Annotated in this window: 25 protein-coding genes; 15 read left to right on the top strand and 10 right to left on the bottom strand. The window is 63.2% G+C overall.

Translation table 11 applies throughout. The features are described 5' to 3' along the window. Positions 1 to 663 (bottom strand): sulfite exporter TauE/SafE family protein (locus VGH68_RS23595; protein WP_331606124.1); only part of this gene is annotated, 663 nt, incomplete at its 3' end. 101 nt (positions 664 to 764) lie between these two features. Between VGH68_RS23595 and VGH68_RS23590 the strand changes: the two genes are divergently transcribed. The 10 genes from VGH68_RS23590 to VGH68_RS23545 all read left to right on the top strand — a co-directional run bounded on the left by VGH68_RS23590 (position 765) and on the right by VGH68_RS23545 (position 14630). Next, a complete protein-coding gene (locus tag VGH68_RS23590) occupies positions 765 to 1658 on the top strand; it encodes a LysR substrate-binding domain-containing protein (RefSeq protein WP_331606123.1) in 894 nt (297 codons plus the stop codon). A gap of 201 nt (positions 1659 to 1859) precedes the next feature. Beyond that, positions 1860 to 3686 carry an allophanate hydrolase gene (atzF, locus tag VGH68_RS23585; RefSeq protein WP_331606122.1) on the top strand — a complete coding sequence of 609 codons (1827 nt, stop codon included), beginning with the start codon at positions 1860 to 1862 and terminating at the stop codon, positions 3684 to 3686. 13 nt (positions 3687 to 3699) lie between these two features. Further along, positions 3700 to 7302, top strand: coding sequence for an urea carboxylase (uca, locus tag VGH68_RS23580; protein ID WP_331606121.1), 3603 nt, complete (start codon positions 3700 to 3702; stop codon positions 7300 to 7302). A gap of 38 nt (positions 7303 to 7340) precedes the next feature. Then, positions 7341 to 8057: a GntR family transcriptional regulator gene (locus VGH68_RS23575; RefSeq protein WP_331606120.1), complete on the top strand. Its 717-nt coding sequence runs from the start codon at positions 7341 to 7343 to the stop codon at positions 8055 to 8057. 202 nt (positions 8058 to 8259) lie between these two features. After that, positions 8260 to 9561: an urea ABC transporter substrate-binding protein gene (gene urtA, locus VGH68_RS23570; RefSeq protein WP_331606119.1), complete on the top strand. Its 1302-nt coding sequence runs from the start codon at positions 8260 to 8262 to the stop codon at positions 9559 to 9561. 80 nt (positions 9562 to 9641) lie between these two features. Beyond that, positions 9642 to 11252, top strand: coding sequence for an urea ABC transporter permease subunit UrtB (gene urtB / locus VGH68_RS23565; protein ID WP_331606118.1), 1611 nt, complete (start codon positions 9642 to 9644; stop codon positions 11250 to 11252). A gap of 1 nt (position 11253) precedes the next feature. Next, a complete protein-coding gene (gene urtC / locus VGH68_RS23560; protein ID WP_331606117.1) occupies positions 11254 to 12435 on the top strand; it encodes an urea ABC transporter permease subunit UrtC in 1182 nt (393 codons plus the stop codon). Continuing rightward, complete coding sequence (urtD, locus tag VGH68_RS23555) at positions 12432 to 13295, top strand: urea ABC transporter ATP-binding protein UrtD (RefSeq protein WP_331606116.1); 864 nt, start codon at positions 12432 to 12434, stop codon at positions 13293 to 13295. Before urtC ends, urtD begins: the two co-directional genes overlap by 4 nt. 31 nt (positions 13296 to 13326) lie before the next feature. Continuing rightward, on the top strand, positions 13327 to 14019 hold the full coding sequence (gene urtE, locus VGH68_RS23550; RefSeq protein ID WP_331606115.1) for an urea ABC transporter ATP-binding subunit UrtE: 693 nt from the start codon (positions 13327 to 13329) through the stop codon (positions 14017 to 14019). Between the two features lie 299 nt (positions 14020 to 14318). Continuing rightward, on the top strand, positions 14319 to 14630 hold the full coding sequence (locus VGH68_RS23545; protein WP_331606114.1) for a DUF4148 domain-containing protein: 312 nt from the start codon (positions 14319 to 14321) through the stop codon (positions 14628 to 14630). Positions 14631 to 14781: 151 nt separating this feature from the next. Here the strand turns inward: VGH68_RS23545 and VGH68_RS23540 are convergent, their stop codons facing one another. The 3 genes from VGH68_RS23540 to VGH68_RS23530 form a co-directional block, all read right to left on the bottom strand. After that, entirely contained in the window at positions 14782 to 15021 is a 240-nt protein-coding gene (locus VGH68_RS23540; protein WP_331606113.1) for a DUF3460 family protein, read from the bottom strand. A 123-nt stretch (positions 15022 to 15144) separates the two neighbouring features. Continuing rightward, positions 15145 to 15327, bottom strand: coding sequence for a hypothetical protein (locus VGH68_RS23535; protein ID WP_331606112.1), 183 nt, complete (start codon positions 15325 to 15327; stop codon positions 15145 to 15147). A gap of 237 nt (positions 15328 to 15564) precedes the next feature. Then, positions 15565 to 16137, bottom strand: a complete 573-nt coding sequence (locus VGH68_RS23530) for a DUF4142 domain-containing protein (RefSeq protein WP_331606111.1) — start codon at positions 16135 to 16137, stop codon at positions 15565 to 15567. Between the two features lie 81 nt (positions 16138 to 16218). Between VGH68_RS23530 and VGH68_RS23525 the strand changes: the two genes are divergently transcribed. After that, complete coding sequence (locus tag VGH68_RS23525; protein WP_331606110.1) at positions 16219 to 16755, top strand: MFS transporter; 537 nt, start codon at positions 16219 to 16221, stop codon at positions 16753 to 16755. Between the two features lies 1 nt (position 16756). Further along, positions 16757 to 17509: a LysR substrate-binding domain-containing protein gene (locus VGH68_RS23520; protein ID WP_331606109.1), complete on the top strand. Its 753-nt coding sequence runs from the start codon at positions 16757 to 16759 to the stop codon at positions 17507 to 17509. A 32-nt stretch (positions 17510 to 17541) separates the two neighbouring features. Here VGH68_RS23520 and VGH68_RS23515 read toward each other — a convergent pair whose 3' ends face one another. Then, the gene (locus VGH68_RS23515; RefSeq protein WP_331606108.1) at positions 17542 to 18243 is read right to left on the bottom strand and encodes a nitroreductase; all 702 of its coding nucleotides are present in this window, start codon (positions 18241 to 18243) and stop codon (positions 17542 to 17544) included. A gap of 444 nt (positions 18244 to 18687) precedes the next feature. Here VGH68_RS23515 and VGH68_RS23510 point away from each other — a divergent pair, with 444 nt between their 5' ends. Continuing rightward, entirely contained in the window at positions 18688 to 19239 is a 552-nt protein-coding gene (locus VGH68_RS23510) for a DUF4863 family protein (RefSeq protein WP_331606126.1), read from the top strand. Between the two features lie 12 nt (positions 19240 to 19251). Here the strand turns inward: VGH68_RS23510 and VGH68_RS23505 are convergent, their stop codons facing one another. From VGH68_RS23505 to VGH68_RS23485, 5 genes are all read right to left on the bottom strand, one after another. After that, positions 19252 to 20226 carry a LysR substrate-binding domain-containing protein gene (locus VGH68_RS23505; RefSeq protein ID WP_331606107.1) on the bottom strand — a complete coding sequence of 325 codons (975 nt, stop codon included), beginning with the start codon at positions 20224 to 20226 and terminating at the stop codon, positions 19252 to 19254. Between the two features lie 86 nt (positions 20227 to 20312). After that, positions 20313 to 21578, bottom strand: coding sequence for an NAD(P)/FAD-dependent oxidoreductase (locus VGH68_RS23500; RefSeq protein WP_331606106.1), 1266 nt, complete (start codon positions 21576 to 21578; stop codon positions 20313 to 20315). 4 nt (positions 21579 to 21582) lie between these two features. Further along, the gene (locus tag VGH68_RS23495; protein ID WP_331606105.1) at positions 21583 to 21906 is read right to left on the bottom strand and encodes a 2Fe-2S iron-sulfur cluster-binding protein; all 324 of its coding nucleotides are present in this window, start codon (positions 21904 to 21906) and stop codon (positions 21583 to 21585) included. Positions 21907 to 21935: 29 nt separating this feature from the next. Next, positions 21936 to 23372, bottom strand: coding sequence for a glutamine synthetase family protein (locus tag VGH68_RS23490; RefSeq protein ID WP_331606104.1), 1437 nt, complete (start codon positions 23370 to 23372; stop codon positions 21936 to 21938). Positions 23373 to 23428: 56 nt separating this feature from the next. Then, complete coding sequence (locus tag VGH68_RS23485) at positions 23429 to 24745, bottom strand: aromatic ring-hydroxylating dioxygenase subunit alpha (RefSeq protein WP_331606103.1); 1317 nt, start codon at positions 24743 to 24745, stop codon at positions 23429 to 23431. A 382-nt stretch (positions 24746 to 25127) separates the two neighbouring features. Between VGH68_RS23485 and VGH68_RS23480 the strand changes: the two genes are divergently transcribed. Together VGH68_RS23480 and VGH68_RS23475 are read left to right on the top strand one after the other, a co-directional pair. Beyond that, entirely contained in the window at positions 25128 to 25859 is a 732-nt protein-coding gene (locus VGH68_RS23480; RefSeq protein ID WP_331606102.1) for a GntR family transcriptional regulator, read from the top strand. Between the two features lie 13 nt (positions 25860 to 25872). Then, positions 25873 to 26415, top strand: coding sequence for a DUF488 domain-containing protein (locus tag VGH68_RS23475; RefSeq protein ID WP_331606125.1), 543 nt, complete (start codon positions 25873 to 25875; stop codon positions 26413 to 26415). Positions 26416 to 26446 lie beyond the last annotated feature (31 nt).

Below are 26446 nucleotides of genomic sequence, written 5' to 3'. Positions count from 1 at the left end.
CCGCCCGACACGGGCGCCAAAATAGCTGCCCGCGATTGCGCCCATCAGCATGAGCAGCGTCTCCGGCCAGCGCACCGCATTGGCCACGATAAACGCGAGCACCGCCGCGACATTGGCCGTGCTGACCAACAGCGTACGCGGCGCGTTGAGCTGCTTGACGTCGCAGTTCTCGAGCAATCCCCACATCGCGATCATCATGATGCCGACCGCGCCGCCAAAGTATCCGCCATAGACACCCAGCGCAAACTGGACCACCAGTACCGCGTGCGCGTGAATCTGCCAGCGCGCGCGCAACGCGTTGCCAATGCGTCGCCCGAACGCGAGTGCGATAGACGCGACCAGCAACAGCCACGGCAGCACGAACGTGAATGCCGCCGATGACGTGCGCAGCAACAGCAGTGCACCGGTGAAGCCGCCGCATAGCGTCGCCGCGACAAGCGCGCGCAGTGACACGGAGCCCACCGGCCGCAGGCCGTCGCGATATGCCCATGCGCTTGCCAATCCGCCGGGGAACAACGCAACCGTGCTGGAAGTATTCGCCAGAACCGGAGGCACGCCTGCCGCGATCAAAGCAGGCAAGCTGACGAACGAGCCGCCGCCCGCCAGCGCGTTCATCGCACCTGCCATTATTCCCGCGAAAAAAACCACAAGAAACGTGTCCATGTCAGTGATGGTAGGCGCGACGCCCGATCGGCACAATTGGGCAATTCCGGTGCTAGACTCCGGAAAATCCGAACGAAGGAACACACGAAGGAACACTGACGATGCGCTTCGATTTGACGGACATGCGCCTGTTCCTGACCGTGGTGGAATGCGGCAGCCTGACACAAGGTGCGCGCACGATGCACCTGGCTCTCGCCTCGGTCAGTGAACGCATCGCCAACATGGAAGCCGCGTTGGGCGCGTCGTTACTGGAACGCAATCGCCGTGGCGTGAGTCCGACCGCCGCGGGCGATGCATTGGCCCGTCATGCCCGTTCGATCCTGGGTCAGGTCGAAATGATGCGCGGAGAGCTGCGAACCTACGCAACCGGGCTCAAAGGCCGTATCAGGCTGCTTTCCAATACGGCCGCGATGGCCGCGTTCCTGCCGCCGCGGCTTTGCCAGTTCCTCGCCGCGCATCGCGATCTCTCGATTGATCTCGACGAGCGGACTAGCGCCGACATCGTGCAGTTGCTGGCGGACAGCCGTGCCGATCTGGGTATCGTCGCGGACACGACGAATCTGGGCGCGCTGCAAACCCATCTGCTCGCCGACGATCAGCTGGTGGTCATCGTCAGCCATGCGCATCGTCTGGCTGAACATTCGGCTGTGGCCTTTGCCGATATCCTCGGCGAGCCGGTCGTGGGTCTGGCGGACTCGGCGCTCGAAACGCATCTGGGCGAGCATGCATCCCGCCTCGGCCGGCAGCTCGACTACCGCATCCGCTTGCGCAACATCGAACACGTGGCGATGCACGTCGAAGCGGACGTCGGCATATCGATCCTCTCGCACGAGTTGGCCCGGACACTGCGCCGCGATCTCGCGATCCTGCCGCTGTCCGAAACCTGGGCGACACGGCGGCTCTACCTGTGCGCGCGCGACTTCTCCGCACTGACGCCACACGCTAGCCTGCTCGCGCAACAACTGCGGCAGTCTGCGCCCGCTGCGACGCGCTGAGCCAGCAGCACGCACCAATGCAAACGCGCAAGCCCAACGGTTGCGCACGCTGCGCCAGACGTGTGCATGCTTGCCGCGCCCGAATGGATCGTCGATAAAGACCACAACCGCGGTCGGCCAAGGACTTCCCGCCGTTGTCGCCAACATGGCATGACTCTTGAGTACGGTTTTTGAAAACTTGTACACAAGAGGAAATACGAGATGCGCGGATGGACGATTGCAGACTGGCAGAACGCGTACCGGGGTGGCGCCACGCCCGCAAAGTTACTCAACGAGCTTGTTGGCGACCTGCCGCAGTCGGATCCCGCGTGGATATCGGTAGCGACGCATACGACGCTTGCTTCCCAGCTCGCGCGACTCGAAAAAAAGCTCGCAGCTGTTGACGGCGATCTGACCAGGCTGCCGCTCTACGGCATTCCATTCGCCGCGAAGGACAACATCGACGCGGCCGGCTTCACCACTACCGCGGGATGCCCGGCATTCGCCTACGCGCCCGATCACAACGCAACGGTCATTCAGCGGCTGACCGACGCGGGTGCGATCGTCATCGGCAAGACCAACCTCGACCAGTTCGCCACGGGACTCGTGGGCGTGCGTTCGCCGTACGGCATACCGACTAACGCTTTCGATCCCGACTACATCTCCGGCGGTTCCAGCTCGGGTTCCGCATCAGTAGTCGCGCGGGGCATCGTACCGTTTTCGCTCGGCACCGATACCGCAGGCTCGGGACGCGTGCCGGCCGGCCTGAACAACATCGTCGGGTTGAAACCCACGCGCGGCGCGCTCAGCAACAGCGGGGTCGTGCCGGCGTGCCGCACGCTGGACTGCGTGTCGGTGTTCGCGACCACCGTCGACGATGCCGCGCTGGTGTACGACATTGCTGCCGCGCTCGATCTGACCGACGGCCTGTCACGCCGCGCGCCCGCCGATGCGCTCGCCTGGAACGTTCCCGCGGCCCCGCGCTTCGCCATTCCCGCGGCACCGGAATTCTTCGGCGACGCACTCGCCGAGCAGGCGTTCAGGACGGCCGTCCAACACATCGAAGCACGCGGCGCGACCTGTGTGCCGATCGACTTTTCCGTGTTCGACGATGTCACCGCGCTGCTTTACGACGGCGCATGGGTCGCCGAACGTTTCGCCGCGATCCGCGAGTTTGCCGGCACGCACGAAGCCGACATTCATCCGGTGGTCCGCAACATCATCTTCAAGGCGAAAGAATTTTCGGCGGCCGATACATTCGACTCGATCTACCGCCTGGCCGATCTGAAGCGCCGTGCCGACGCGGTGCTGTCGCAGTTCGATGCGCTGCTCGTACCGACTGCGCCGACGCACTACCGGATCGCTGAGGTGCTGGCCGACCCGGTACGGCTGAACAGCAATCTCGGCAAGTACACCAACTTCGTCAACCTGCTCGACTGGAGCGCGATCGCGGTTCCCGCGAATATTCGCGAAGACGGTTTGCCGTTCGGCATCACGTTGATCGGCGACGCGTGGCGGGAGCGCGCGCTCGCGCGCTTCGCCGCGCAATGGCATCAAGCAACTGGACTATCGCGCGGCGCGACGGGATTGCCGCTCGTGCCCGGCACCGCGCCGCTCGCCGCTGGCGGCGACGCAGCCGACATGATCCGTGTCGCCGTGGTAGGCGCGCATCTGCGTGGCATGCCGCTCAATCACGAACTGACCAGCCGCGACGCGCGTTTCGTCGAGAGCACGACGACCTCCGCCGACTATCGCCTGTTTGCGCTGGCCAATACGACGCCGCCCAAACCGGGCTTGTTGCGCTCGGACAGCGGCGCGCCCATCCAGCTTGAACTGTGGGACGTGCCCGCGACAGCCTTCGGCTCGTTCGTCGCCGGTGTTCCCGCACCGCTAGGCATCGGCACCGTCACGCTCGCCGACGGGCGACAGGTGAAGGGCTTCATTTGCGAGCCGTATGGACTGCACGGCGCGCGCGACATCACCGAACTGGGTGGCTGGGCTGCCTGGCTCGCCAGCCAGCGCGCGGCCGCCGCGCCCTCCCATTCCTGATCCCGAGGTTGTCATGTTCGATACGGTACTGATCGCCAATCGCGGCGAGATCGCTTGTCGCATCGCGCGCACGCTCAAGCACATGAATATCCGATCGGTGGCGGTGTATTCCGACGCCGATCGCAACAGCCTGCACGTTCGTGCAGCCGACGTCGCAGTCGCATTGGGCGGCAACGCCGCGGCGGAAAGTTATCTGCGCGGCGACCTGATCATCGCCGCGGCCAAGCAGACCGGCGCGCAGGCGATCATTCCAGGCTACGGCTTTCTGTCGGAAAACGCGGAGTTCGCCGCACGCTGCGAAGCCGAAGGCATTGCGTTCGTCGGCCCGACCTCGCAGCAGATGGAGCAGTTCGGTCTGAAGCATGCCGCTCGCGAACTGGCCGAGCAAGCGGGTGTTCCGCTTACGCCAGGCTCGGGATTGCTGGCCGACCTCGACGCCGCGCGCGAAGCGGCTGATGCGATCGGCTACCCGGTGATGCTGAAAAGCACCGCCGGCGGCGGCGGCATCGGTCTGACCCGCTGCGACGACGAAGCGGCGCTCGCCGCGGCCTTCGAGTCGGTGCAACGGCTCGGGCAATCGTTCTTCGCGAACGGTGGCGTGTTCGTCGAACGCTTTGTCGATCGCGCGCGCCATGTCGAGGTGCAGATCTTCGGCGACGGCCGGGGCGACGTGATCGCGCTCGGCGAGCGGGACTGCTCGCTACAGCGGCGCAACCAGAAGGTCGTCGAGGAAACCCCCGCGCCGAATCTGCCTGACGCCGTCAGGCGGCGGCTGCTGGCCGCCGCCGAAAGCCTGGGCCGCTCCGTCGCTTACCGGTCCGCGGGGACGGTCGAGTTCATCTACGACGCGGCGAAGCAAGAGTTCTATTTTCTTGAGGTCAACACCCGCCTGCAGGTCGAGCATGCGATCACCGAATGCGTGACCGGTATCGATCTCGTCGAGTGGATGATTCTCACGGCGGCCGGCGAGCCGCCTGTCTTTGATCGCGAAATCGTGCCCAAAGGGGCGTCCATCGAAGTGCGCATCTACGCGGAAAACGCGCTGCTCAATTTTGCGCCGAGCCCCGGCACGCTGACCGAGGTCGCTTTCCCTGAAGACGTGCGCGTCGACAGCTGGGTCGAGACCGGCACCGAAGTATCGCCGCACTACGATCCGATGATCGCGAAACTGATCGTGCATGCCGACGATCGCGCCGCGGCGATCGCGGCGATGACGCGCGCGCTGGAAGCGACGCGTCTGTCCGGCATCGCGACGAATCTCGACTATCTGCGCAAAGTCGTCGCCAGCGACGGCTTTGCGTCGGGCGATGTCTCGACACGCTATCTGGACGGCTTCACCTATCGGCCGAACGTCGTCGAAGTCATCGACGCGGGCACCTATACCACGGTGCAGGATTATCCCGGCCGGACCGGCTACTGGGACATCGGCGTGCCGCCGTCCGGTCCGATGGATGACTGGGCTTTCCGCCTCGCGAATCGCATCGTCGGTAATGCGAGCCACGCGGCCGGGATCGAAACGACCGTGCTCGGTCCGACCTTGCGTTTTCATCGCGACACCGTCGTCGCGCTGACCGGCGCGCCGACCGACGGCGACCTCGACGGCACGCCGCTCGTCTTCTGGGCGCCGCTCGAAGTCAAGGCCGGCCAGACACTGCGCGTCGGCAAGGCGACGAGCGGCTGCCGGACCTACGTGGCGATACGCAACGGCCTCGACGTGCCCTTGTATCTCGGCAGCCGCTCGACCTTCGCGCTCGGTCAATTCGGCGGTCATGCAGGCCGCACGCTGCGTCCTTCAGACGTGCTGCCGATCGTCGACACGCAGCTGGCGTCGATGGCCGACCTCGCTCCACAGCACGCCCCGTCACCGCTGCCCGCGTCGCTGGTCCCCGCTTATGGGAAGAGCTGGGAAATCGGCGTGCTCTACGGGCCGCACGGCGCGCCCGACTTCTTCACGGCTGAATCGATCGAAACCTTCTTTGCCAGCGATTGGCAGGTGCACTACAACTCGAATCGCCTCGGTATCCGTCTGAACGGTCCGAAGCCGCAGTGGACGCGTTCCGATGGCGGTGAAGCCGGTTTGCATCCGTCGAACGTGCACGATTGCGAGTACGCGATCGGCAGCATCAACTTCACGGGCGACATGCCGGTGATTCTGACGCGCGACGGCCCGAGTCTGGGCGGCTTCGTGTGCGCGGCCACCATCGCAAAAGCCGAATTGTGGAAAGTCGGGCAGGTCAAGCCCGGCGACACGATCCGGTTTCGCGAAATGACGTTCGACGAAGCGCTGCGGCTCGAACAAAGCCAGGATCGTTTCATTGCTGACTGGACCGTCCCGGCCGCCATGGCGCCGACGTTCTCCATGCAGCGAGGCTCGCCCATCCTGTTCGACGCGCCGGCGAGCGGAGATCGTCCGAAGACCGTGTTCCGGCAAGCGGGCGATAACTACATCCTGATCGAGTACGGCGAGAACGTGCTGGATCTGAACCTGCGATTCCGGATTCATGCGCTGATGGAAGCGTTGCGCGCCAGCGCGCTCGACGGCGTGCTCGAACTCTCGCCGGGCGTACGCTCGTTGCAGGTGCGTTACGACTCGCGCGTGATCGGCCAGCGTGCGTTGGTCGAGGCCCTCGCCGCGACCGACGCGACGCTCACCGGTATCGCAACGATGAAGGTGCCCAGCCGCGTCGTCTATCTGCCGATGGCTTACGAAGACTCCGCCACGCTCGACGCCGTCGCGCGCTACCGTCAATCGGTCAAGGACACCGCGCCGTGGTTGCCGAGCAATACCGAATTCATGCGGCGCATCAACGGTCTGCAATCGCGCGACCAGGTGCGCGACATCCTCTACGAAACCAGCTACATGGTGCTGGGCCTCGGCGACGTTTATCTCGGCGCGCCGTGCGCGGTGCCGGTCGATCCACGGCATCGGCTGCTGACGTCCAAATACAATCCCGCCCGCACCTATACCGCCGAAGGCACGGTCGGTATCGGCGGCGTCTACATGTGCATTTACGGGATGGATTCACCCGGCGGCTATCAGCTGGTCGGACGAACGTTGCCGATCTGGAACAAGTTCCTCAAGAACGAAGTGTTCGTCGACGGCAAACCCTGGCTGCTGCGCTTCTTCGATCAGGTGCGTTTCTACCCGGTCACCGAAAGCGAACTGGACGTGCTGCGAAGCGACTTCCGCGAAGGACGCAGCAGTGTGCGAATCGAGGAAGAGGTATTCGACCTGGGCGAATACAACGCATTCCTCAATCGCATCCAGCCCGAACTGGAGACTTTCCGCGCGAACCAGAAACACGCGTTTGATGCGGAAGTCGCCCACTGGGCCAACGAAGAAAGCAACGCGGGCGTAGCCGCTCATTCGCATGCGGAACCGATCGAAGTCGCGGAACTGTCGGGCTCGACCGTCTCAGCCGATATCACGGGCAACGTGTGGAAGCTGATCGCCGAGGCTGGCTCGCGAGTCAGCGCGGGAGACCCGCTGCTGATTCTCGAGGCGATGAAAATGGAGTTTCACGTGGCCGCGCCGCACGACGGCATCGTAAAAACGTTCCATTGCAAGCCGGGCATGATGATCAGTGCCGGCGATCCGCTGGTGTCGCTGGAATAGCCTTTCGCCCTTACCCAATCACGCCCCTGGAATGACCTATGGTGGACCGCAGGACGCCGGCCGGCTCGGCAAAGAACGCGAACAACCTGGCCGCACAAATCTATACGCGACTCAAAGCCGACATCTTCGATTTCCGCCTTTTGCCGGGCGATAAATTCAGCGAAGGCGATATCGCGACGAGGATGCAGGTGAGCCGCACACCCGTCAGGCAAGCGCTGTTCTGGTTGCAGCGCGAAGGTTATGTGGATGTCAACTTCAAGAGCGGCTGGCAGGTTCGCGCGTTCGACTTCAAGTACTTCGAGGATTTGTACGAGGTGCGCGTGATGATGGAAACCTCGGCGATCGCGAAGATCGTCGAGCTGGATCTCGCGTCGCGTCTCGACGTGCTACGTGAGATCTGGTGCGTTCCTGCGCAAAAGCAACTGGATGATCCCGCCACCGTCGCATCGCTTGACGAAGCGTTCCACGCGCGTCTCGTCGCCGCGGTAGGCAACAACGAGATGGCGCGGATTCACGAAGAGGTGACTGAGCGCATCCGCATCATCCGTCGGCTGGACTTCACCAAGCAGCCGCGTATCGCCGCGACGTATGGAGAGCATGCGGCCATTCTCACGGCGATTTTCTCCGGTGACGCGGTGGCTGCGCAGCAGATGATCCGCGAACACATTGCGGAAAGTCAGGCCGAGGTCAAACGCATCACGCTTTATATGATGCACACCGCGCGCGAGCGTTATGCGACTCACCAGGAAGCGTAGTGCCGGTCCCCGCGCACGTGCATCACGCACCAACCTAGCGTCACATTCGCACCGCCATTACGCGCCCCGCCGCAACGCTGGCGGGTGCGAATGACGTAAAGGCTTGCGGTTCGGGCAGATCCCTAATTGGCCTGGAAGTTGCATTAGTGAACCCGTCTTGTATCCAAGACCATATCCAACTTTAAATAGCAGAGGACGATCAATGAACAAGCGTGAGTTTCTGAAGGTCGCGTCGGCAACCGGGGTCGCAGGAGTCGTGGGCAAGATCCCTTCCGCTTTTGCGCAAAGCGGCGACAAAGGCCCGATTAAGGTAGGCGTCCTGCATTCGTTGTCCGGCACCATGGCGATCTCCGAAACGTCGCTGAAGGACACCGCGTTGATGACCATCGCGGAGATCAACAAGAGCGGTGGCGTGATGGGCCGCCAGTTGCAGCCGGTGGTGGTCGACCCGGCGTCGAACTGGCCGCTGTTCGCCGAGAAAGCGCGGCAGTTGCTCACGCAGGAAAAGTGCGCGGCGGTATTCGGCTGCTGGACGTCGGTGTCGCGCAAGTCGGTGCTGCCGGTGTTCGAGGAACTGAATGGTCTGCTGTTCTATCCGGTGCAGTACGAAGGCGAAGAGATGTCGCGCAACGTGTTCTACACGGGTGCCGCGCCGAATCAGCAAGCGATTCCGGCGACCGAATACCTGATGAGCGCGGAAGGCGGCGGCGCCAAGCGCTTCTTCCTGCTGGGCACCGACTATGTGTATCCGCGCACGACCAACAAGATCCTGCGCGCGTTCCTCAAGTCGAAAGGCGTGCAGGATACCGACATCCAGGAGGTCTACACGCCGTTCGGCCACAGCGACTATCAGACCATCGTCGCGAACATCAAGACCTTCTCGCAAGGCGGCAAGACCGCGGTGATCTCGACCGTGAACGGCGATTCGAACGTGCCGTTCTATAAGGAACTGGGCAACCAGGGGCTGAAGGCGACGGATGTGCCGGTGGTCGCGTTCTCCGTCGGCGAAGAAGAACTGCGCGGCATCGATACCAAGCCGCTGGTTGGCAACCTCGCGGCGTGGAACTACTTCATGTCGCTGCGCAACCCGGAGAACACCAAATTCAAGGCGATGTTTGCCAAGTGGGTGAAGGACAACAATCTGCCCGGCGGCGACAAGCGCGTGACGAACGACCCGATGGAGGCCACCTTCGTCGGCATCCATATGTGGGCGCAGGCCGTCGAGAAAGCAAAGAGCATCGACGTCGACAAGGTGCGTGTGGCGATGATCGGCCAGACCTTCAACGCGCCTTCCGGCTTCGAGCTGACGATGGACGGCAATCACCATCTGCATAAGCCGGTGATGATCGGCGAAGTGCGCGCGGACGGCCAGTTCAACGTCGTGTGGCGCACCAAGACCGCGGTTCGCGCGCAGCCGTGGAGTCCGTTTATCGCCGGAAACTCGAGCAAGCCGGATGTGGTGAGTTCGATTCCCGACTTCCTCCGTCGCCGCCGCGTCGCCTGAACTCCTGAGCGATGAGCGATGGCGAAGACGCCATCGCTCGCCGACAACGGGCCCACCCCGCAGTCCGCTTGAACTCGCCTATGATCTCGCGCATTCATTGCCAAACGTTATTGCTATCGCTCGTACTCGCGCTCGTGAGTCCCCTTGCCTGCGCGCTCACCCAGGCTGATGTCGCGCCGCTCGCCGGCGACGACTTCGACGCGAAATCCGCGGCGATCGACAAACTGATCGCTAATCACGACAAGCAATCGCTCGCGGTACTCAAAGCGCTCTCCGATGACAGCGCGCTCGCGACCGATTCCGGCAACCTGCTGCTGCAGGACGGCGACACCGCGAAAGACGCCGTCACCGGCAAGACCGTCGCCGCCGGCGACGCGCAACCGGTCACGCTGAACAACCTGCTGCGCTCGAAGGTGGCGGGTGCGCTGTCGGGCCAACAGCTGGACTCGCCGGATCTCGCCACGCGCGACGCCGCGGTCACCGCGTTGCTGCAAAACCCCGATCCGTCGATCAAACCACTGGTCGACGCGGCGCGCGCCAGGGAAACCGATCCGGCGTTGAAGAAGCGTCTTGACACGCTATGGGCGATGTCGGCGCTGCACGACACCGACACGGCCAAACGTCTCGAAGCGGTGCAACTGGTCGCCGCGCGCCACGACCTCGACATGAACGAACTGCTGCGTCCGCTCGTCGCAAAGAAACCGGACGGCACCTTCAACGAACCGGACGACCGGGTGCGCGCCGCCGCGCAAAGCGGCATCGACGAACTCGACTCGATCCAGCGCCGCAGCCAGATTGCCGGCACGCTGTTCGCGGGCCTGTCGCTCGGCAGCGTGCTGTTGCTCGCGGCGCTTGGCCTCGCTATCACGTATGGGCTGATCGGCGTGATCAACATGGCGCACGGCGAATTCCTGATGATCGGCGCGTATGCGACCTACGTGGTGCAGAACCTGTTTCAGCGCTTCGCGCCAGGCGCGTTCGACTGGTACCCGCTGCTCGCGGTGCCGGCCTCGTTCGCGGCGGCCGGGCTGGTCGGTATCGTGCTCGAACGGCTGGTGCTGAAACATCTTTATGGACGTCCGCTCGAAACCTTGCTGACGACCTTCGGCGTCAGCCTGATCCTGATCCAGGCGACGCGGATGCTGTTCGGCGCGCAGAACGTGCAGGTGATCAACCCGTCGTGGATGAGCGGCGGCGTCACCGTGCTGCCGAACCTGATCCTGCCGTACAACCGGCTGGCGATCCTCGCGTTTTCGCTGATCGTCGTCGGCATCGCGTGGGCGGTGCTCACGAAGACCCGGCTCGGACTGTTCGTGCGCGCCGTCACGCAGAACCGGCGGATGGCCGCGTGCGTCGGCGTGAAGACCGCGCGGGTCGACTCGTATGCGTTTGCGTTCGGCGCGGGCATCGCGGGTCTCGGCGGCTGCGCGCTGTCGCAGATCGGCAATGTCGGTCCGGACCTCGGGCAGAGCTACATCATCGATTCGTTCATGGCGGTGGTGCTGGGCGGCGTCGGTCAACTGGCCGGCACGGTGATCGGCGGCTTCGGCCTGGGTCTCGTCAGCAAGGCGATCGAACCGTTCTGGGGCGCGGTGCTCGCGAAGATCGCGGTACTCGTGCTGATCGTACTGTTCATTCAGAAGCGTCCGCAGGGCATGTTCGCCTTGAAGGGCCGCAGCGCGGAGGCATGACATGACATCTGCGACTTCACCGGCTCACGTGGGCGCCAATGCCGGCCAGGCGGCGCCGCGCGAAGCGCAATCCGGCTTCGCGCTCGGCTTGCCGCCGCGTCCGGCGCTGCTGTCGCGCCGCGCGTGGCTCGCGCTCGTCGCGCTGATCATCGCGTTCGGGCTCGGCGTGCCGTTCGCCACGCTAGTCGTGCCCGAGACGAGCGCGCTGCATCTGTCCGCGTATGCGATGACCATCGCCGGCAAATTCATGTGCTACGCGATCGCCGCGCTGGCGCTCGACCTGGTGTGGGGTTACTGCGGCATCCTGAGCCTCGGACATGCGCTGTTCTTCGCACTGGGCGGCTACGCGATCGGCATGTACCTGATGCGCGCGATCGGTCACGACGGCAAGTACGGCAGCGACCTGCCCGACTTCATGGTGTTTCTGGACTGGCACCAACTGCCGTGGTACTGGCAAGGCACCCAGCATCTGGGCTACGCGCTACTGCTGGTGGTGATGGTGCCGGCGGTGGTGGCATGGGTGTTCGGCTTCTTCACGTTCCGTTCGCGGGTGAAGGGCGTATATCTGTCGATCATCACGCAGGCGATGACCTTCGCCGCGATGCTGCTGTTCTTTCGCAATGAAACGGGCTTCGGCGGCAATAACGGCTTCACCGACTTCAAACGTATCGGCGGTTTTCCGATCACGCACCCGGGCACGCGTACCGCTCTTCTGCTGATCACGTTCGCGGTGTTGATCGTTGCGTTCCTCGGCGCGCGCGCGATCGTCACGTCGAAGCTCGGCCGCGTGGTGACCGCGGTGCGCGACGGCGAGACCCGTCTGATGTTCCTCGGCTACAGTCCGTTGGCGTACAAGCTGTTCGTGTGGACCGTTTCGGCGGTGTTGTGCGGCATTGCCGGCGCGCTGTACGTACCGCAGGTCGGCATCATCAATCCTGGGGAGATGTCGCCCGGCAACTCGATCGAGATGGCGATCTGGGTGGCGGTGGGCGGTCGCGGCACGTTGATTGGACCGATCATCGGCGCGTTCGCGGTGAATGGCGCGAAGAGCTTTTTCACCGCGAATTTCCCCGAGTACTGGCTGTTCTTTCTTGGCCTGATTTTCGTGCTGGTCCCGCTGTTGTTGCCCAACGGCATCATGGGGCTGATCGAACTCGTGACGCGCAAGAGGAACCGCCGATGAACGAAAACCCGATGGTGCCTGATCTGGCTCTACCCGAACAACCCGCTGAAACCTCGTTGAGCGGCGTCGCCAGCATGGGGCGCGCCGTCAGGCCGGGCGAGATCGATGTGTCGCACGGCACGATTCTCTACCTCGAAGACGTGACGGTGAGTTTCGATGGCTTTCGTGCATTGAACGCACTGACGCTGACCATTGATGCCGGCGAACTGCGTTGCATCATCGGCCCGAACGGCGCCGGCAAGACGACGATGATGGACGTGATCACCGGCAAGACCCGGCCGGACTCCGGCAACGTGTTTCTCGGCCAATCGATCGATCTGACACGGATGAACGAGCCTTCGATCGCACGCGCCGGAATCGGGCGCAAGTTCCAGAAGCCCACGGTGTTCGAGCAGCATCCGGTGTGGGAAAACCTGGAACTGGCGATGAAGACCGATAAGAGCTGGTGGGCTTCCTTACGCGCGCGGCTCGATCGCGACGCGCAGGCGCGGATCGAACAGACGCTGGCGTTGATCGGGCTCGAGAGTGAAGCGCGGCGTCTGGCGGGTGAGTTGTCGCATGGGCAGAAGCAGCGCCTCGAGATCGGCATGCTGCTGATGCAACAGCCCGCGCTGCTGCTGCTCGATGAACCCGCCGCCGGTATGACCGATGACGAAACCATGCAACTCGCCGAGCTGCTCAACCATCTGCGCGGAACCTGTTCGATGCTGGTCGTCGAGCACGATATGGAGTTCGTCGCGGCGTTGTCCGGCAAGACCGGCAAGGTGACGGTGATGGCCGAAGGGCACGTGCTCGCGCACGGCACGCTCGATGACGTCAAGCGCGACGAGACGGTGATCGAGTCTTATCTGGGCCGGTGAAGCGCCCGGTGAAACGAAGGGTCGAACGGATATGCTCGAAATAGAAAACCTGAACCAGTACTACGGTGGCAGTCACATCCTGCGGGATGTGAAGCTCACTGTGCCTGATGGCAAGCTCACCGTTCTGTTGGGCCGTAACGGTGTGGGCAAGACCACGTTGTTGCGCTGCCTGATGGGCGTGGTGCCCACGAAGAGCGGCTCGATTGAATGGCGGGGTACACCGATCACCAAACTGCCCACTTACTCGCGCGTGGAAAAAGGCCTCGCCTACGTGCCGCAGGGACGGGACATCTTTCCACGCCTGAGCGTCGAAGAGAATCTGCTGGTCGGTGCGGCCAGCAAAAAGGCGTCGAAGAAGATTCCAGATCGTATCTATGAGTTGTTTCCTGTTCTCAAGCAGATGCGCACGCGGCGCGGCGGCGATCTGTCGGGCGGGCAACAGCAGCAACTCGCGATTGGCCGCGCGCTGATGAGCGATCCGCAGTTGCTCATTCTCGATGAACCCACCGAAGGTATTCAACCGTCGATCATTCAGGATATCGGCCGCACGCTGCGTCAGCTGGTCGAGGAAATGGGCATGACTGTGCTGCTGGTCGAGCAGTACTACGACTTCGCCAAAGACATCGCCGACCAGTATTGGGTGATGAGCCGTGGCGAGATCGTCGCGGGCGGACAAGGCGTCGATATGGATGCGGATGGCGTGAGAAAACTGATCGCGGTCTAGGTGTCTTTCGTGATCGGCTGAAAGCTTCGGTGCTCCAACGACAGCGTGTCAGCCGCGTGTATGAGCGCATCACGCAGAGCCTCGCTCCGGCGGACGGTGAAGCCGGTGGGAATCCGGCACGCGGTTCGAACCCACGACACACGAGCAATAGCCATCAGCACTTATGCCTTAGGCGGCGTCCGTGCTGCTTCCTGCTTTTCTCCCCTTGGTTGACTCTCAAAGGTTTCCGACGGCCCGCTGCCGCGACGCCGGGAACGTGCCATGCGCCAGTCTGCTGGTTCCCTTCAAGGAGACTCGCCATGACGATGGCCATTCACAAGCGGACGATCCTCGCCGCGCTGGCGCTTGCATTCGCCGGATGTACGACGGCGGGCATGCAAGCCGGCGGGCAAACGCATCTCACCGCTACACAATGTCGCGACTTGACCGACATCCGGAACGGGGCGCCGGTCACGCGAGAGCGCAATTTAAGCGAATTAATGGCACTGGAGAAAGCCGGCTATCACCCCGAATGGACCCTTGATCCGTTCTATCCGGAGGATCTCGAGGCGGCGCAGCGACAAGTCAATACCTGGTACACGAACGAATGCCCGCAGGCGCGGGCCGGCTAAGTCGGCACCGACAGCGAACTACCGGTCGACTGCACGGAAGCTTCGCTGTCGCGTGCCCGAGCGCAACGTCGCTAGCGAGACCACGCCACGCGTTCTGCACAGTCGCGCACTCAAAAATTGCGACTCTTACATGCTGTTTTTTCAACGGCGTCTAGCCGACATCGCTGTAGTAGACATACGCGGGTTGTGGCAAACGGCCTTCTCCGTATGGCTCCTGCGTTGTCGCATCGGCGTCGGGAAGCTTGTCCCAAAGAAGTGCCCTGCCCTCCATCTGCTGCCTGTCGACCTCAGGATGAGCCGACTTGTACTGATTCAGAAACTGTTCGAACGGCGAAACGTAAAGTCCCGCACTTGTCGAAGAACCTTTGGATCGGTGATTGAATAGCTTCATTTCAGTCACTGTTCGCTATCGTCGTGCATATGCTGATCTGTCGCCCGGCCGGGAGCCGACGGCGCCCCACGGAGAAACCCCCGAGGCGCTACGGTGGCCGGGCGCTAACGTTGAAGTAACGCGCTAACGCGGGCCGTGACGCTGCTTTGCGCCACCGCCGGCACCATGGCTTTTGCCGGCCTTCGTATGATTGGCCGCGCCCTGGCCGCTGCCGGGCTTGCTACTACTGGTCGTCGCCGGCTTGCCGGAGTGAGCTTTCGCCTTGTCGTCCTGCTCGGTATGGCCGGTGGGGGGTGCAGTCTTCATGTTCGCTCTTCCTTTGTGCAATACGTTGAGACGACGTCAGGCTCTCGGGATGGGCCGCGAAACGCAAAACGTCATTACGTCATGTGCAAACTCCGTTCCATCATCGGGTGGCGTCCATCCTTCAGAGAGACCGAAGCTATCCAGCTGCTGTCGGTGGCTCCCGACGCGCACCATTTCGCCGGTGCCGCGCTGGCAGCCCCGATTGCCGACAGTGCCGCCAAACCCAGACATCGCTCGTCAGCCGCTGATGCCCTTTTGCGCGGCGAGCTGCTTCGCCATCTCGTAATGGTCCTGGATGATGGGCAGCCCTTTCTGCGCGACCGCGCGCAGCGAACTGTCCTGCCCGCCGTTCGCCTCGGCGGTGAAAGCTTGAACCGCCTTGCGATGGCCATCGACGCCTACGAGCCGGATGTATTGCTGGTCAAACTGCGGTCCGGACAATGGCGCAAGCGTATTCATTACCGCCACGTCCGAATTGTCTTTTGGCGCTTCTACCGGTGAGCCCATGGTTGCCGCCTTCAGTTGCAACGTCAGGTTCGTGTGGTCGGCAATCATCTGTCTGGCAAACGCCTGCACGTCCGGGTCGCTCGAACGCGTAAGAGCCAGCTTGCTCGCATCGATCTCGGTCGAACTCGACATCGACGCCGCCTGTACGAAGTCGCGGTCTGGCGAGGGCAGCGGATTGGACTGCGTGACCGCAGCGGCTTGGGATGGCCCGTTGCCCTGCATCTGCGGGTTGGAAGCACATCCGGCCATGGCTGCGGCTGCCGCTATCAGCCATACACCGGTTCTGACTCTGACGTAAATCATCGATCTCTCCCTGAAAAATGAATTGCGCCTTTTCATCGGACATACCGTGCGACGCGATTCCGTTCTGACTCAGCAACCGCCGTGCTCGACACGACGAGCCGAACTGGCTGTGCGTCGGGCGACGATGACGCTGCGGCGATGACCGTCAACGGCACGCAGGATGCTCGCGGCTCCTTGTGCAGACGGCCAGAATTGGGCATTTCGGCCGGCGGCGAATTCGGCACCGCGACCGCGATGCTGGCCGAATATGCGCCCAAACGCCGGCGCAGCTTCTATGGCAGCTGGCAGATGTTCGCGCAGGCGCTCGGCGCGCTGATCGCAATCGCGATGGGGGCGGTACTGAGCAATCTGTTCTCGAAAGAATCGGTGGAATCGTGGGCGTGGCGGCTGCCGTTCGTATTGGGCCTGCTGATCGGCCCGATCGGTATCTATATCCGAAACCGGATGCCGGAGACCGAAGCGTTTTCCCGACTCAGCAAGCCCGCACGCGCACCGCTTAGCAAGGTGCTGTCCCGTTATCCGCGAGAAGTGTTCATTTCGGCAACTCGAAGATGGGCTTGGCATCAAGCTGTTCGATCGGACTTCGCGAGCGCTGCGCCCCACCGCGGCCGCGCATGAAATGCTGCCTACCGCGGAGCGCATGCTGCGCGATCTCGAAGTGCTGAAAGCCGGCGCGCGGGGCATTCATGAGCGCAGCCGCGGGCGGCTCAGCTTCGCGTCGACGCCATCGGTTGCCGCCGCCGTGCTGCCCACGCTGCTTGCCGATTACCGTATCCGCTATCCGGACGTCGAGGTGGCGATGCAGGACGTCGCACCCGACCGGCTGACGGTGCCCGTGCTCAGCGAGGAAGTGGAATTCAGCATCGGCACGCTCGGCAGCAAACCGGAGGGCATCGAGCTTCAATGTCTGACGCGCGACCATATCAGCGCGATCTGTCTGGCCGATTCGCCGCTCGCGCGCCAGCATCGCGTGACCTGGGACGATGTGCTGAAGCTGCCGTGCATCACCGTCAAGCAAGGCAATGGCATTCGCGACCTGATCGATGCCGCGCTGCGCGAACGCGGCGACCGCATGAAGCCCGCGTACGAAGTGTCGTATCTGTCGACCGCGCTGTCGTTCGCGTCGGCCAATCTCGGCGTGGCGGTACTGCCCGCCGTGTTGCTCGATTCGCGCGCCTACCACAAGCTGACCGCGCGGCGTATCGAACAACCGGCGGTGCCGCGCGATATTCAACTGATTACGCCCGCTGAACACACGCTGTCACCGGCCTCTCTCGGCTTCGTCGAACTTTGGTACGAACGCATGGGCATGCCGGGCGATCTGGCGGTACGCACGGTGCCGCGCGAAACACATGCGCAGCTGGGGCACTAATCGCCCGCCGAGCTAGCCCAACACACTTGCGACTACGACTCGAAACCCCGGAACCGCGCAAAGTTTTGCACCGGCTCAGGCTCCATGTCCAGGCTGCCAACGGGTGAATCGCAATCGGACAATCCCAGACTCATCCCACACACCACCTCGAATTCCGGCGGAAGCTCGAGGTGCTCCGCGATGACATTCTGAAATCGCGCAAACGACACCTGCGCACACGTATCGAGACCGACCGCTCGTGCGGCAACCATGACCGTCTGAAGGAAGATGCCGTAATCGAGCCAGCTGAACTTCGTCAACGTCGAGTCGATCGAGAAAATCAGCCCGACAGGGGCGCCAAAGAAGTCGAAGTTTCTCGCGGTCACGCGTGCGCGCTGTAGCAGATCCTGCTTCTGCACACCGAGCGCGCCGTAATAGGTCGCGCCGAACGACTCCCGCCTGGTCCTCAGCGCATAGGGCAACAGGTCCGGCAGGTACTTGAGCGGCGCATGCAGGTCCTGCTCGTGCGCACAGCGCAGTGCGTGACTCAGAGCGCACTTGTCTCGCCCGGCAAGCACATCGACCCGCCAGGGCTGCGTGTTCGCATTACTGGGCGCGCTGCGCGCCACGTCGAGAATCTGCTCGACCACGTCGCGCGCAATAGCATGTTGCTTGAAGGCTCTGACAGCGCGGCGCGAACGGATTACCGCGTCAACGATACGCGCATCCGGATGAGTGGATCGGTCGTTTTTCATAGGTCGATTTCGATTGGTCGCGCCCTGTGAGTACGGCGCCGATACATGGCAATGAGCGATGGCAACGACATTAAGGATGAGCAATCGACCCGACAACAGGGAAACCCCGAAGCCATCAAAGCACAGTGGCCGGCGAGAAAACTGCGAGAAGTACTTGCCACTCAGATCCTCGCGAACGAGGCACTCGTTATTGCCCCTCGTCGACGCTTCGTGGAAGAAACCACTGAAATAGCGATGACATCGCTGTCGTCGATCGAGCGCGGCTGGGCAGTGAAATGTTTTCATTCAGGTATTGAACGATTTGAATCGTCGAATGACGCGGCGCGCGTTGGCTCCACCGCGCGCATGAACCGTATGCAATCCGGTAGTGCAGGAAATACGCTTCTTTGGCGACGCGCGCTATGGCATCGTGAATGCAACGTTCAGGTTCAGGGAGAAGCCGCCATGTCGTCAGCAGACACCATCAGCAGCAAAGATCAACTCGTCGCTTACTGTCTGCCGTTTCTCGAAGAGATCAAGGACATGACCACGGGCACTGAAGTCGAGCAGTGGCTCAATAGCCGGTATGGCGTCGACAGCGAGCTGTACAAGAACCTGGCCCGGTTGATCCGGCTCGGCGTGGACGAAGACTGGGCGGCGGATGTCGAAATCGCCGGCCCGCAATACCGACGCGCGCGTCTCGTCGCACCGTGCGCGAAAACCTTCTTCTTCAGCATCACCGCGGTCCTGATGGACAGCACCGCCAACACGCAAAACAACCCGGAAAACAGCTTCCGTGGCGACTATCACTCGCATCCCTATGGCGAATTCAATATGGTCGTGCCGCTCGACGAAGGCGCCGCGCTCGCGGGTCCGAATGGCTGGTGCTACGGAGGATGGACCGCGCCGGCGCCGGGGAGCCACCATTTTCCGGAAACCAAAGGCGGTGCGGTGATCGCACTGTTCTTTCTGCCGGCGGGACGCATCTCTTACGACGTCAGGCCGACGACCCATTGATCAGCGGCCGGCTCAGCAGGTTCGAACCTGTCGCGCGACATCGGCAAGTTGCTGCCTGAGCCACTGCAGCGCCGGGTCGGCGTCGTTGCGTTCGTGCCAGACCGCAAGCACCGCCACGTTCGGACAGTCATACGGCGTCGCGTGCATTTTCAGCTCGCCGTAGCGCTCGAGTTCGCGGCCCAGCGACGACGGAACCAGCGCCAGCATATCGCTATGACGCAGCAGCGCCGGGATCACGAGCGAATGCGCGACGGCCATGCGCATGCGCGGCACCTCGGCCGCGTCGGCGAACGCGCGATCAAGCGCGGCACGATCGAACATCTCGGATTGCCGCGCAAGGCCACGTTCGACGATAAAGCCGCTCACCGCGCCCTCTTCCTCACCACCCTGTGAGATTGCCACCAGCGGATACGTGAGCAGATCGTCGCGCGTAACAGCGCGATCGGCGAGCGGATGCTCGCGGTTCAGAAGCAGCACGTCCGACTGTTCCCATAGCCGGGTCGAACGGAAGCGCGGCGGCACGTCGGCGAAGATGCCGATCGCGAGATCGATCCTGCCGACATCGATTTGCCCCGCGAGATCGAGCCGCGTCGATGGCCGCACGACCAGATCCACCAGCGGCGCTTCGGCCCGCAGGCGCTGACTGAGCCGCCCCAGGACGAGCGCGGTGACGTAGTCGTTGGCGGCCACCACGAACTTGCGCTGCGCGACACCCGGCTCGAACCGGTCGACGCCCAACGCTGCCCTGATCTGCTGAAGCGCGGCGCGCACCGGCGCGGCCATCTCGATCGCGCGCACGGTCGGCTCCATCCCTTTTCCGGTGCGCACGAAAAGATCGTCGTCGACTGTGTCGCGCAGACGCGCGAGCGCGTGACTGATCGCGGACTGACTGAGGTTCAGACGCTTGCCTGCGAGCGCGAGATTGCCGTCCTCGAAAATCGCATCGAATACGCGCAGCAGATTGAGATCGATACGATCGGCTGACATGGTCTTACCTCCTTTGATCGCTATCGTTCGCGCAGGCCAAACACGGCCGTCGGCGAATCACGGGTCGCATACCGGAACGGCGTGCGTCATGCAGTTCGCGGCGCAACCGCTTCGCTTCGATTCGCGAGTACCTTGAGATCGAACGCCGGATCGCCGGCCTGCTGCGCCGAGATCCGCACGCGGTTGGCGAGCAGCTTGCGGGCGAGCATATGGTCTTGCGGCCGGTTGATACTGTCGACGGCAATCAGCATGTCATCGCGGAAGTAGAACAGCGAGAACTTCCTTTCCTCGACACGGCCGCGCACCGCAAAGCCGGTGAAACCCGCGTTCACGCCCGCCATTTGCAGCTTCAGGTCGTACTGATCCGACCAGAACCACGGCAACGCGCGATACGGTTCGGCGCGTCCGACCAGCGTCGAAGCGGCTTTCCTGGCCATGTCGTTCGCGTTCTGCACTGATTCGATCCGGCATGCGGGCGCACCTTCGGGCGCCCAATGCGGGACGAACGACGCGCAATCGCCGGCCGCGACGATCGACGGATCGCTGGTGCGCGCGCACGTATCGACGGCGATACCGCCCGCGACCTTCAATCCACAGTCGGCCGCGAGTTCGGTGTTAGGAATCACACCAATGCCGACGACCACCAGATCGCAAAGCAGACACGTGCCGTCTTCGAGTTCGACTGAAACCATGTCGTGCATGTCGTGCGTGTCGCGCAGGCGCACTACTTTGCGCCCGAATTCGAAGCGCACGCCGTGTTCCCTGTGCGCCTGCAATATGAAGTCGGAAACCCATGGCGACGCGACCCGCGCGAGCAGCCGCTGCTCGGTCTCGACGACGCTCACGTCGACGCCCTTCTGACGCAGCGACGCCGCCGCTTCGAGTCCGATATAGCCACCGCCGATCACCACCGCGCGCCGCGCACTGCGCGCGGTGTCGGCGAGCCGCCTGGCATCGCGCAAGTCGCGAAGGTAGTGAACCGCGGCGAGCGTCGCGCCCGGACAATCGAGCTTGCGCACTCGCGCGCCGGTGGTCAGCGCGAGGTGGTCATAGTCGACGCGCGTGCCGTCGTGGAGCTCGACTTGCCGCCGTTCGCGATCGATCGCGACGGCGCGCGTCGAAGGCATCCATTGAATTCGTTCCTCGTCGAAGAATGCCTGCGCGCGCAGCGGCAGACGCTCCGCCGCGACACTGCCGGTCAGAAATCCCTTCGACAGCGGCGGCCGTTGGTACGGTGCGTCCGGCTCGTCGCCGAGCAACAGGATCGAACCGTCGAATCCGAGTTCGCGCGCGGATGCCGCCAGTTGCACACCCGCGTACGACGCGCCGATAGTCACAAGCGTGCGTTTCATGATGTCAGCCCTGCCTTGCCGGAATCTGGACGACGAGGCCGTCCATCGCGGCAACCACCACCAGCTGGCAACTGAGCCGGCTTTCAGGCCGCCGTTCGGTGGCTACGCCATCGAGCAGTTCGAGCTCCGAGTCGTCGGGCGGCGCAAGCTCCGCAGTCGACGTCGCGTCGACATACACATGGCAGGTCGCGCACGACAGGCACCCGCCGCATTCCGCGTCGATACCGCGCACGTTGTGTTGAATCGCCGCTTCCATCACGCTGGTGCCGACGGGCACGTCGATTTCGCGGCGCTCGCCGTCGCGCAGAATGTAGGTGACGATAGGCATGACTTCTCTCCTTGACGATGGGAACACCATCAGAACGTTTCGAAATACTCCCGGTGTTCCCACTCGGTGACTTCCAGATTGAAGCGGTTGATTTCCGCTTCCTTCAGCTCGCAAAAGTAATCGACGAAAGCACTGCCGAAACCTTCGCGCAGACATTCGTCGGCACGCAGCGCGTCGATCGCATCGGCGAGCGAGCGCGGCAACGCTTCGGCGCGGGTTTCGTAGGGCGTGTCGGCCGAAGGCGGCAGCGCCAGCTTGCGACGCAAACCGTCCAGACCCGACAGCACCTGCGAGCCGAAATACAGATACGGATTGGCGGTCGGCTCGCCGACGCGGTTCTCGACGCGCGTGGCCGGATCGTTCGCACCGCCCAGCACGCGCAGCATCACGCCGCGGTTGTCGCATCCCCAGATCGCGCGGTCGGGCGCGTTCGAATACGGGCGATAGCGTCGATAGCCGTTGATGGTCGGCGTCGACAGCGCCGTCGCGCCCTTCGCATGCGCCAGCAGGCCCGCCAGATAGTGCTGACCCGTTGCGGAAAGCGACGCGGTGTGGTCGGCCGGCATGAACGCGTTGCCGCCATCGCTGACGTTGATCAGCGACTGATGCAGATGCCATCCGCTCGATACGACATTCGGAATGCGCGGGCGGCACATAAAGGTCGCGTGGTAGCCGTTGCGCTGACAGATCTGCTTGACTGCGCTGCGAAACAGGATCATGTCGTCGGCGCTGCGAATGCCTTTGGCCGGCGCGAACGTGAATTCGAACTGGCTCGGCCCGTACTCGACTTCGAGCGAGCGCACCTGCAGATCGAGTCCATCGATGCCCCGCCGCAACATCTCCATCACGTGATCGACGGCGTCGTAACGCAGCTCGGTCAGGTACTGGTAGCCGTGCGACAGCAGTTCGACCTCGGGCGGCAAGCCGGGCTGTCCGGAGTGCTCGGGCTTCATGTGCGGGTCGGTCACCTTGAACACATGAAACTCCACTTCCAGCCCCGACATGAATTCGAAGCCGTGATTGGCGAGCTGATCGAGCGCGCGGCGAAACAGGTGACGGGTGCCGAACGGCACCTGCCGCCCGTTCGCGAAGTAGACGTCGCACAGCACCCAGCCGCTATGCGGCGCCCACGGCAGGATGCGGAAGGTTTCGGGGTCCGCGACCATCAGCGTGTCGCAGGCGCCCTGCATCTCGGGCATATGGAAGCCGCCGCCCGTCGTGAACACCGGAAACACCGTGCGATGCGACGTGTCCTTGGCGAACAGCGTGCTGGTCAGCGTCACCCCGGACTTGAACGCGTTGATCGCCTCAGCGACGACGAGCGTCTTGCCGCGCAGCAGGCCGTGTTGATCCGGGAATGAAAACCGCACGACCTGGATGTCGTGCTGTTTCAGCCGCTCGAGCAGATCCGCGTACGCGGTGTGCTGCGCATCCGTCCACAAACCGTGGTTTTCTACGAAAGACATGTCGATTCGCGCGGCTCGACGCGCCGCGCGCTCCATTCAGGTTGCGGGATGCGTGCTCAAACCTTCGGCGCGGGCCACGGCGCGGCCGCGCGGCGCTTCTCGTCGGAAGCCTTCCAGTAGTCGTCCCAGCCGTGCGCCGGGCCGATGCCGTCGATCGACGCGGGGCCCGTCAGATGCGCGGCCTGCTGCGCGTCGATCATCATCAGCGTCTTCTCGCCCGCCCGGGTCTTGTCGATCGCATCCAGCAACAGCCGCCGGAACGCGATGATGCCCTTGTCCGTCGTGCCGAGATGTTCGCGCGTGCGGTCCTGGATCGGCCCCTGCGATTCGACGGCCCACTGATCGTGCACGTTGATGTCGAAACCCATCCCCGTGTACGTCTCGTTCAGCTGTTCGCGTGCGTCGAAGCCGTAGTTGTTGCGCCGGTTCTTGCGCGAGGTGTAGTCGGGGAGTTCGTACAGTTCCAGCCGTTGCGCGCGCATCTGCGCCTTGTTGGTCGGCGCGCCGAAGCTCGTGAAAATCGCGAACCAGTAGCAGTTTTCGTCGTCGACGGGCACATGCCATTGGGTGATCGTCATCTCCGCGCTCATCGGAATCACGAACGCCTGCGGAAACACCACGTTGGTAACGCGCACGTGCGTTTGCGTGTCGTCCAGCGGGCGTTTCGCGATCAGACGCAAACCGTAGTCGGCCGGACTGACGAGAATTTCCGGCGATTCGAACTCGCGCAGCACCTTCGTGATCGGCATGTCCGAGTCCGCCGATGCGCCGCGAAACTGCTTGCCGTAGCTATCGCTGACGTCTTCGTCTTCGAAGAAGCGATGCAGGAACGACGCGTGAGCGGGATCGATGCCGACTTCGAGCGCCTGCAGCCAGTTGCACTCGAACAGCCCCTTGAACGCGAACGTGTATTCGTTCGGTGCCGCAAAGCAGTCGAAGTTGGGGAACGCGGGCGGTTCGCCTTTGCCGATATACGCGAACAGGATGCCGCTGCGCTCGACGACCGGATAGGCGCTTTGCCTGACCTTGTTGCACAGCGTGCTGCCGACCGGTTCGCCCGGTGTAGACAGACACTGCCCATTGACATCGAACAGCCAGCCATGAAACGCGCAGCGCAGCCCGCCCGCTTCGAGACGGCCCGCCGCGAGGTCGGCGCCGCGGTGCGGACAGTCGCGATCGAGCATGCCGTAACGGCCCTGTTCGTCCTTGAACACGACGAAATCCTGGCCCATCAGCCGCACCGCCCGCACTGGCCGCTCAGCGGGCAGTTCGTCGAGCAACGCCACCGGCTGCCAGTAGTTGCGTAGCAGTTCGCCGGCCGGCGTGCCCTTGCCGACGCGGGTAATCGTCTCGTTGTGCTGGGAATTCATCATGGCCTGTCTCCGGTTGGCGTGGATGCATTCGCCGCTTCGCTGTATGCAAGTTGGCGGCCGTTGAGTACGGATAATAGGCTAAAGAATTCAGAGCCTCAAGTGCTGTATGCAGCGCGCTGCACACCCGCGTTATGTCGCAGACGCCAAGAACCGTGACGTAATCGATATAACGCCTTGATTATTTGGATTTACCCGCCTCGACACAGGAGTTTACCTGGTATCGACATTTCGTCTCATCGCGCGCGGTTGTCCGTCGCTGCATACAAGGCAGTACACCGAGTCGAGGGTTCGAATGCAATGACCGCCGCTTCCTCGCGCGTGATCTACAATCGTGAACAGCCAGACCCAAGGTGCTGGCCCCACCCCGTCCCCGGAGAAAGAAATGGAATCGCAGCAAGAACGCGTACTCGTCTATCTGCGCGACCTGATACTGAAGGGCGAATTCGCGCCGGGCGAGCGTCTTGGCGAAGTCGCTCTGGCCGAACGGCTACAGGCTTCCCGAACGCCGGTGCGGCTCGCGCTCGCGACGCTCGAACAGGAAGGGCTGGTCGAACCGTTACCCGCCGGCGGCTATGTGATGCGGCGCATCACGTCAGCGGAGATCGCCGACGCGATCGCCGTGCGTGGACATCTGGAAGGGATGGCCGCGCGCCTCGTCGCCGAGCATGGCGTGCCGCGCCAGCTTTCCAACGCATTCGGCGAATGTCTGCGCGCCGGCGACCGGCTGCTGGCGAAATCCGAACTGGATCTCGACGACTATGCCGCGTACACCGACATGAACAACCGCTTCCATAAGCTGATCGTCGAAGGCTCGGGCAATGCGGCGCTGATCCGCGCGATCGACATGAACAACCGGCTGCCGTTCGCCGCCGCGAGCGCGATGCTGCCGATGCAATCGGCGATCGAGGAAGGACGTCAGTGGCTCTTCATCGCGCATCAGCAGCACCACAGCCTCGTTCACGCGATGGAGCACGGCGAAGGCGCGCGCGCTCAGTCGCTGGCCACCGAACACGTACAGATTGCGCAACGCAACCTCAGCTACGCGCTCGAACGGCCGGAGATGTATCTAAAGCTCGCGCCCGCGTTGCAGCTGGTCGCGGAAGCGGTTTTGTAGCGGTGAGGCCATTATCAAAAGCCCTTTTTTCACGATCGGTCATTCGACCCGGCCGTTGCAGGAATTCATCGAATTGCTGAAGGGCTCGGAGATTGCGTTGCTCGTCGACGTGCGCAGCATTCCGCGCTCGCGGACCAATCCGCAGTTCAATCGCGACACGCTGCCCGCGGCGCTCGCGCCGCATCAGATCGACTACGTGCATCTCGCGACCCTGGGCGGACGCCGCGGCAAGCGCCGCGACGACGCACCGTCGCCGAACGCGTACTGGACGCACCCGGCGTTTCGCAATTACGCGGACTATGCGATGAGCGACGCATTCGACGAAGGGCTGCAGCAGCTTCTGGCGCGCGGCCATCGGCAGCGCTGCGCGATCATGTGCTCGGAAGCGGTCTGGTGGCGCTGCCACCGGCGTATCATCACGGACTATCTGCTGATGCACCACGAAACCGTGCTGCACATCATGGACGCGCACCATACGCCCGCCGCGACGATGACGCCCGGAGCACAACCCCAAGCCGACGGCACGCTGATCTATCCGGTTCAAGCGGACAGCTGAGCCGGCCCCCGCCGCGACCGCCCGTCTACCC

It is taken from the genome of Paraburkholderia sp. (genome assembly GCF_036488505.1).
Classification (GTDB): Bacteria; Pseudomonadota; Gammaproteobacteria; order Burkholderiales; family Burkholderiaceae; genus Paraburkholderia.
This window is presented reverse-complemented; position numbering and strand designations above follow the sequence as displayed.

What these genes read in the sequence shown, in the direction of transcription:
- urtE (WP_331606115.1), top strand. Translation starts at nt 13,327, where the DNA reads ATGCTCGAAATAGAAAACCTGAACCAGTACTACGGTGGCAGTCACATC.
- urtA (WP_331606119.1), top strand. Translation starts at nt 8,260, where the DNA reads ATGAACAAGCGTGAGTTTCTGAAGGTCGCGTCGGCAACCGGGGTCGCA.
- VGH68_RS23500 (WP_331606106.1), bottom strand. Translation starts at nt 21,578, where the DNA reads ATGAAACGCACGCTTGTGACTATCGGCGCGTCGTACGCGGGTGTGCAA.
- VGH68_RS23490 (WP_331606104.1), bottom strand. Translation starts at nt 23,372, where the DNA reads ATGTCTTTCGTAGAAAACCACGGTTTGTGGACGGATGCGCAGCACACC.
- VGH68_RS23530 (WP_331606111.1), bottom strand. Translation starts at nt 16,137, where the DNA reads ATGATTTACGTCAGAGTCAGAACCGGTGTATGGCTGATAGCGGCAGCC.
- VGH68_RS23590 (WP_331606123.1), top strand. Translation starts at nt 765, where the DNA reads ATGCGCTTCGATTTGACGGACATGCGCCTGTTCCTGACCGTGGTGGAA.
- VGH68_RS23520 (WP_331606109.1), top strand. Translation starts at nt 16,757, where the DNA reads ATGCTGCCTACCGCGGAGCGCATGCTGCGCGATCTCGAAGTGCTGAAA.
- VGH68_RS23540 (WP_331606113.1), bottom strand. Translation starts at nt 15,021, where the DNA reads ATGAAGCTATTCAATCACCGATCCAAAGGTTCTTCGACAAGTGCGGGA.
- uca (WP_331606121.1), top strand. Translation starts at nt 3,700, where the DNA reads ATGTTCGATACGGTACTGATCGCCAATCGCGGCGAGATCGCTTGTCGC.
- VGH68_RS23545 (WP_331606114.1), top strand. Translation starts at nt 14,319, where the DNA reads ATGACGATGGCCATTCACAAGCGGACGATCCTCGCCGCGCTGGCGCTT.
- urtB (WP_331606118.1), top strand. Translation starts at nt 9,642, where the DNA reads ATGATCTCGCGCATTCATTGCCAAACGTTATTGCTATCGCTCGTACTC.
- VGH68_RS23515 (WP_331606108.1), bottom strand. Translation starts at nt 18,243, where the DNA reads ATGAAAAACGACCGATCCACTCATCCGGATGCGCGTATCGTTGACGCG.
- urtC (WP_331606117.1), top strand. Translation starts at nt 11,254, where the DNA reads ATGACATCTGCGACTTCACCGGCTCACGTGGGCGCCAATGCCGGCCAG.
- VGH68_RS23495 (WP_331606105.1), bottom strand. Translation starts at nt 21,906, where the DNA reads ATGCCTATCGTCACCTACATTCTGCGCGACGGCGAGCGCCGCGAAATC.
- urtD (WP_331606116.1), top strand. Translation starts at nt 12,432, where the DNA reads ATGAACGAAAACCCGATGGTGCCTGATCTGGCTCTACCCGAACAACCC.
- atzF (WP_331606122.1), top strand. Translation starts at nt 1,860, where the DNA reads ATGCGCGGATGGACGATTGCAGACTGGCAGAACGCGTACCGGGGTGGC.
- VGH68_RS23575 (WP_331606120.1), top strand. Translation starts at nt 7,341, where the DNA reads ATGGTGGACCGCAGGACGCCGGCCGGCTCGGCAAAGAACGCGAACAAC.
- VGH68_RS23535 (WP_331606112.1), bottom strand. Translation starts at nt 15,327, where the DNA reads ATGAAGACTGCACCCCCCACCGGCCATACCGAGCAGGACGACAAGGCG.
- VGH68_RS23480 (WP_331606102.1), top strand. Translation starts at nt 25,128, where the DNA reads ATGGAATCGCAGCAAGAACGCGTACTCGTCTATCTGCGCGACCTGATA.
- VGH68_RS23505 (WP_331606107.1), bottom strand. Translation starts at nt 20,226, where the DNA reads ATGTCAGCCGATCGTATCGATCTCAATCTGCTGCGCGTATTCGATGCG.
- VGH68_RS23485 (WP_331606103.1), bottom strand. Translation starts at nt 24,745, where the DNA reads ATGATGAATTCCCAGCACAACGAGACGATTACCCGCGTCGGCAAGGGC.
- VGH68_RS23510 (WP_331606126.1), top strand. Translation starts at nt 18,688, where the DNA reads ATGTCGTCAGCAGACACCATCAGCAGCAAAGATCAACTCGTCGCTTAC.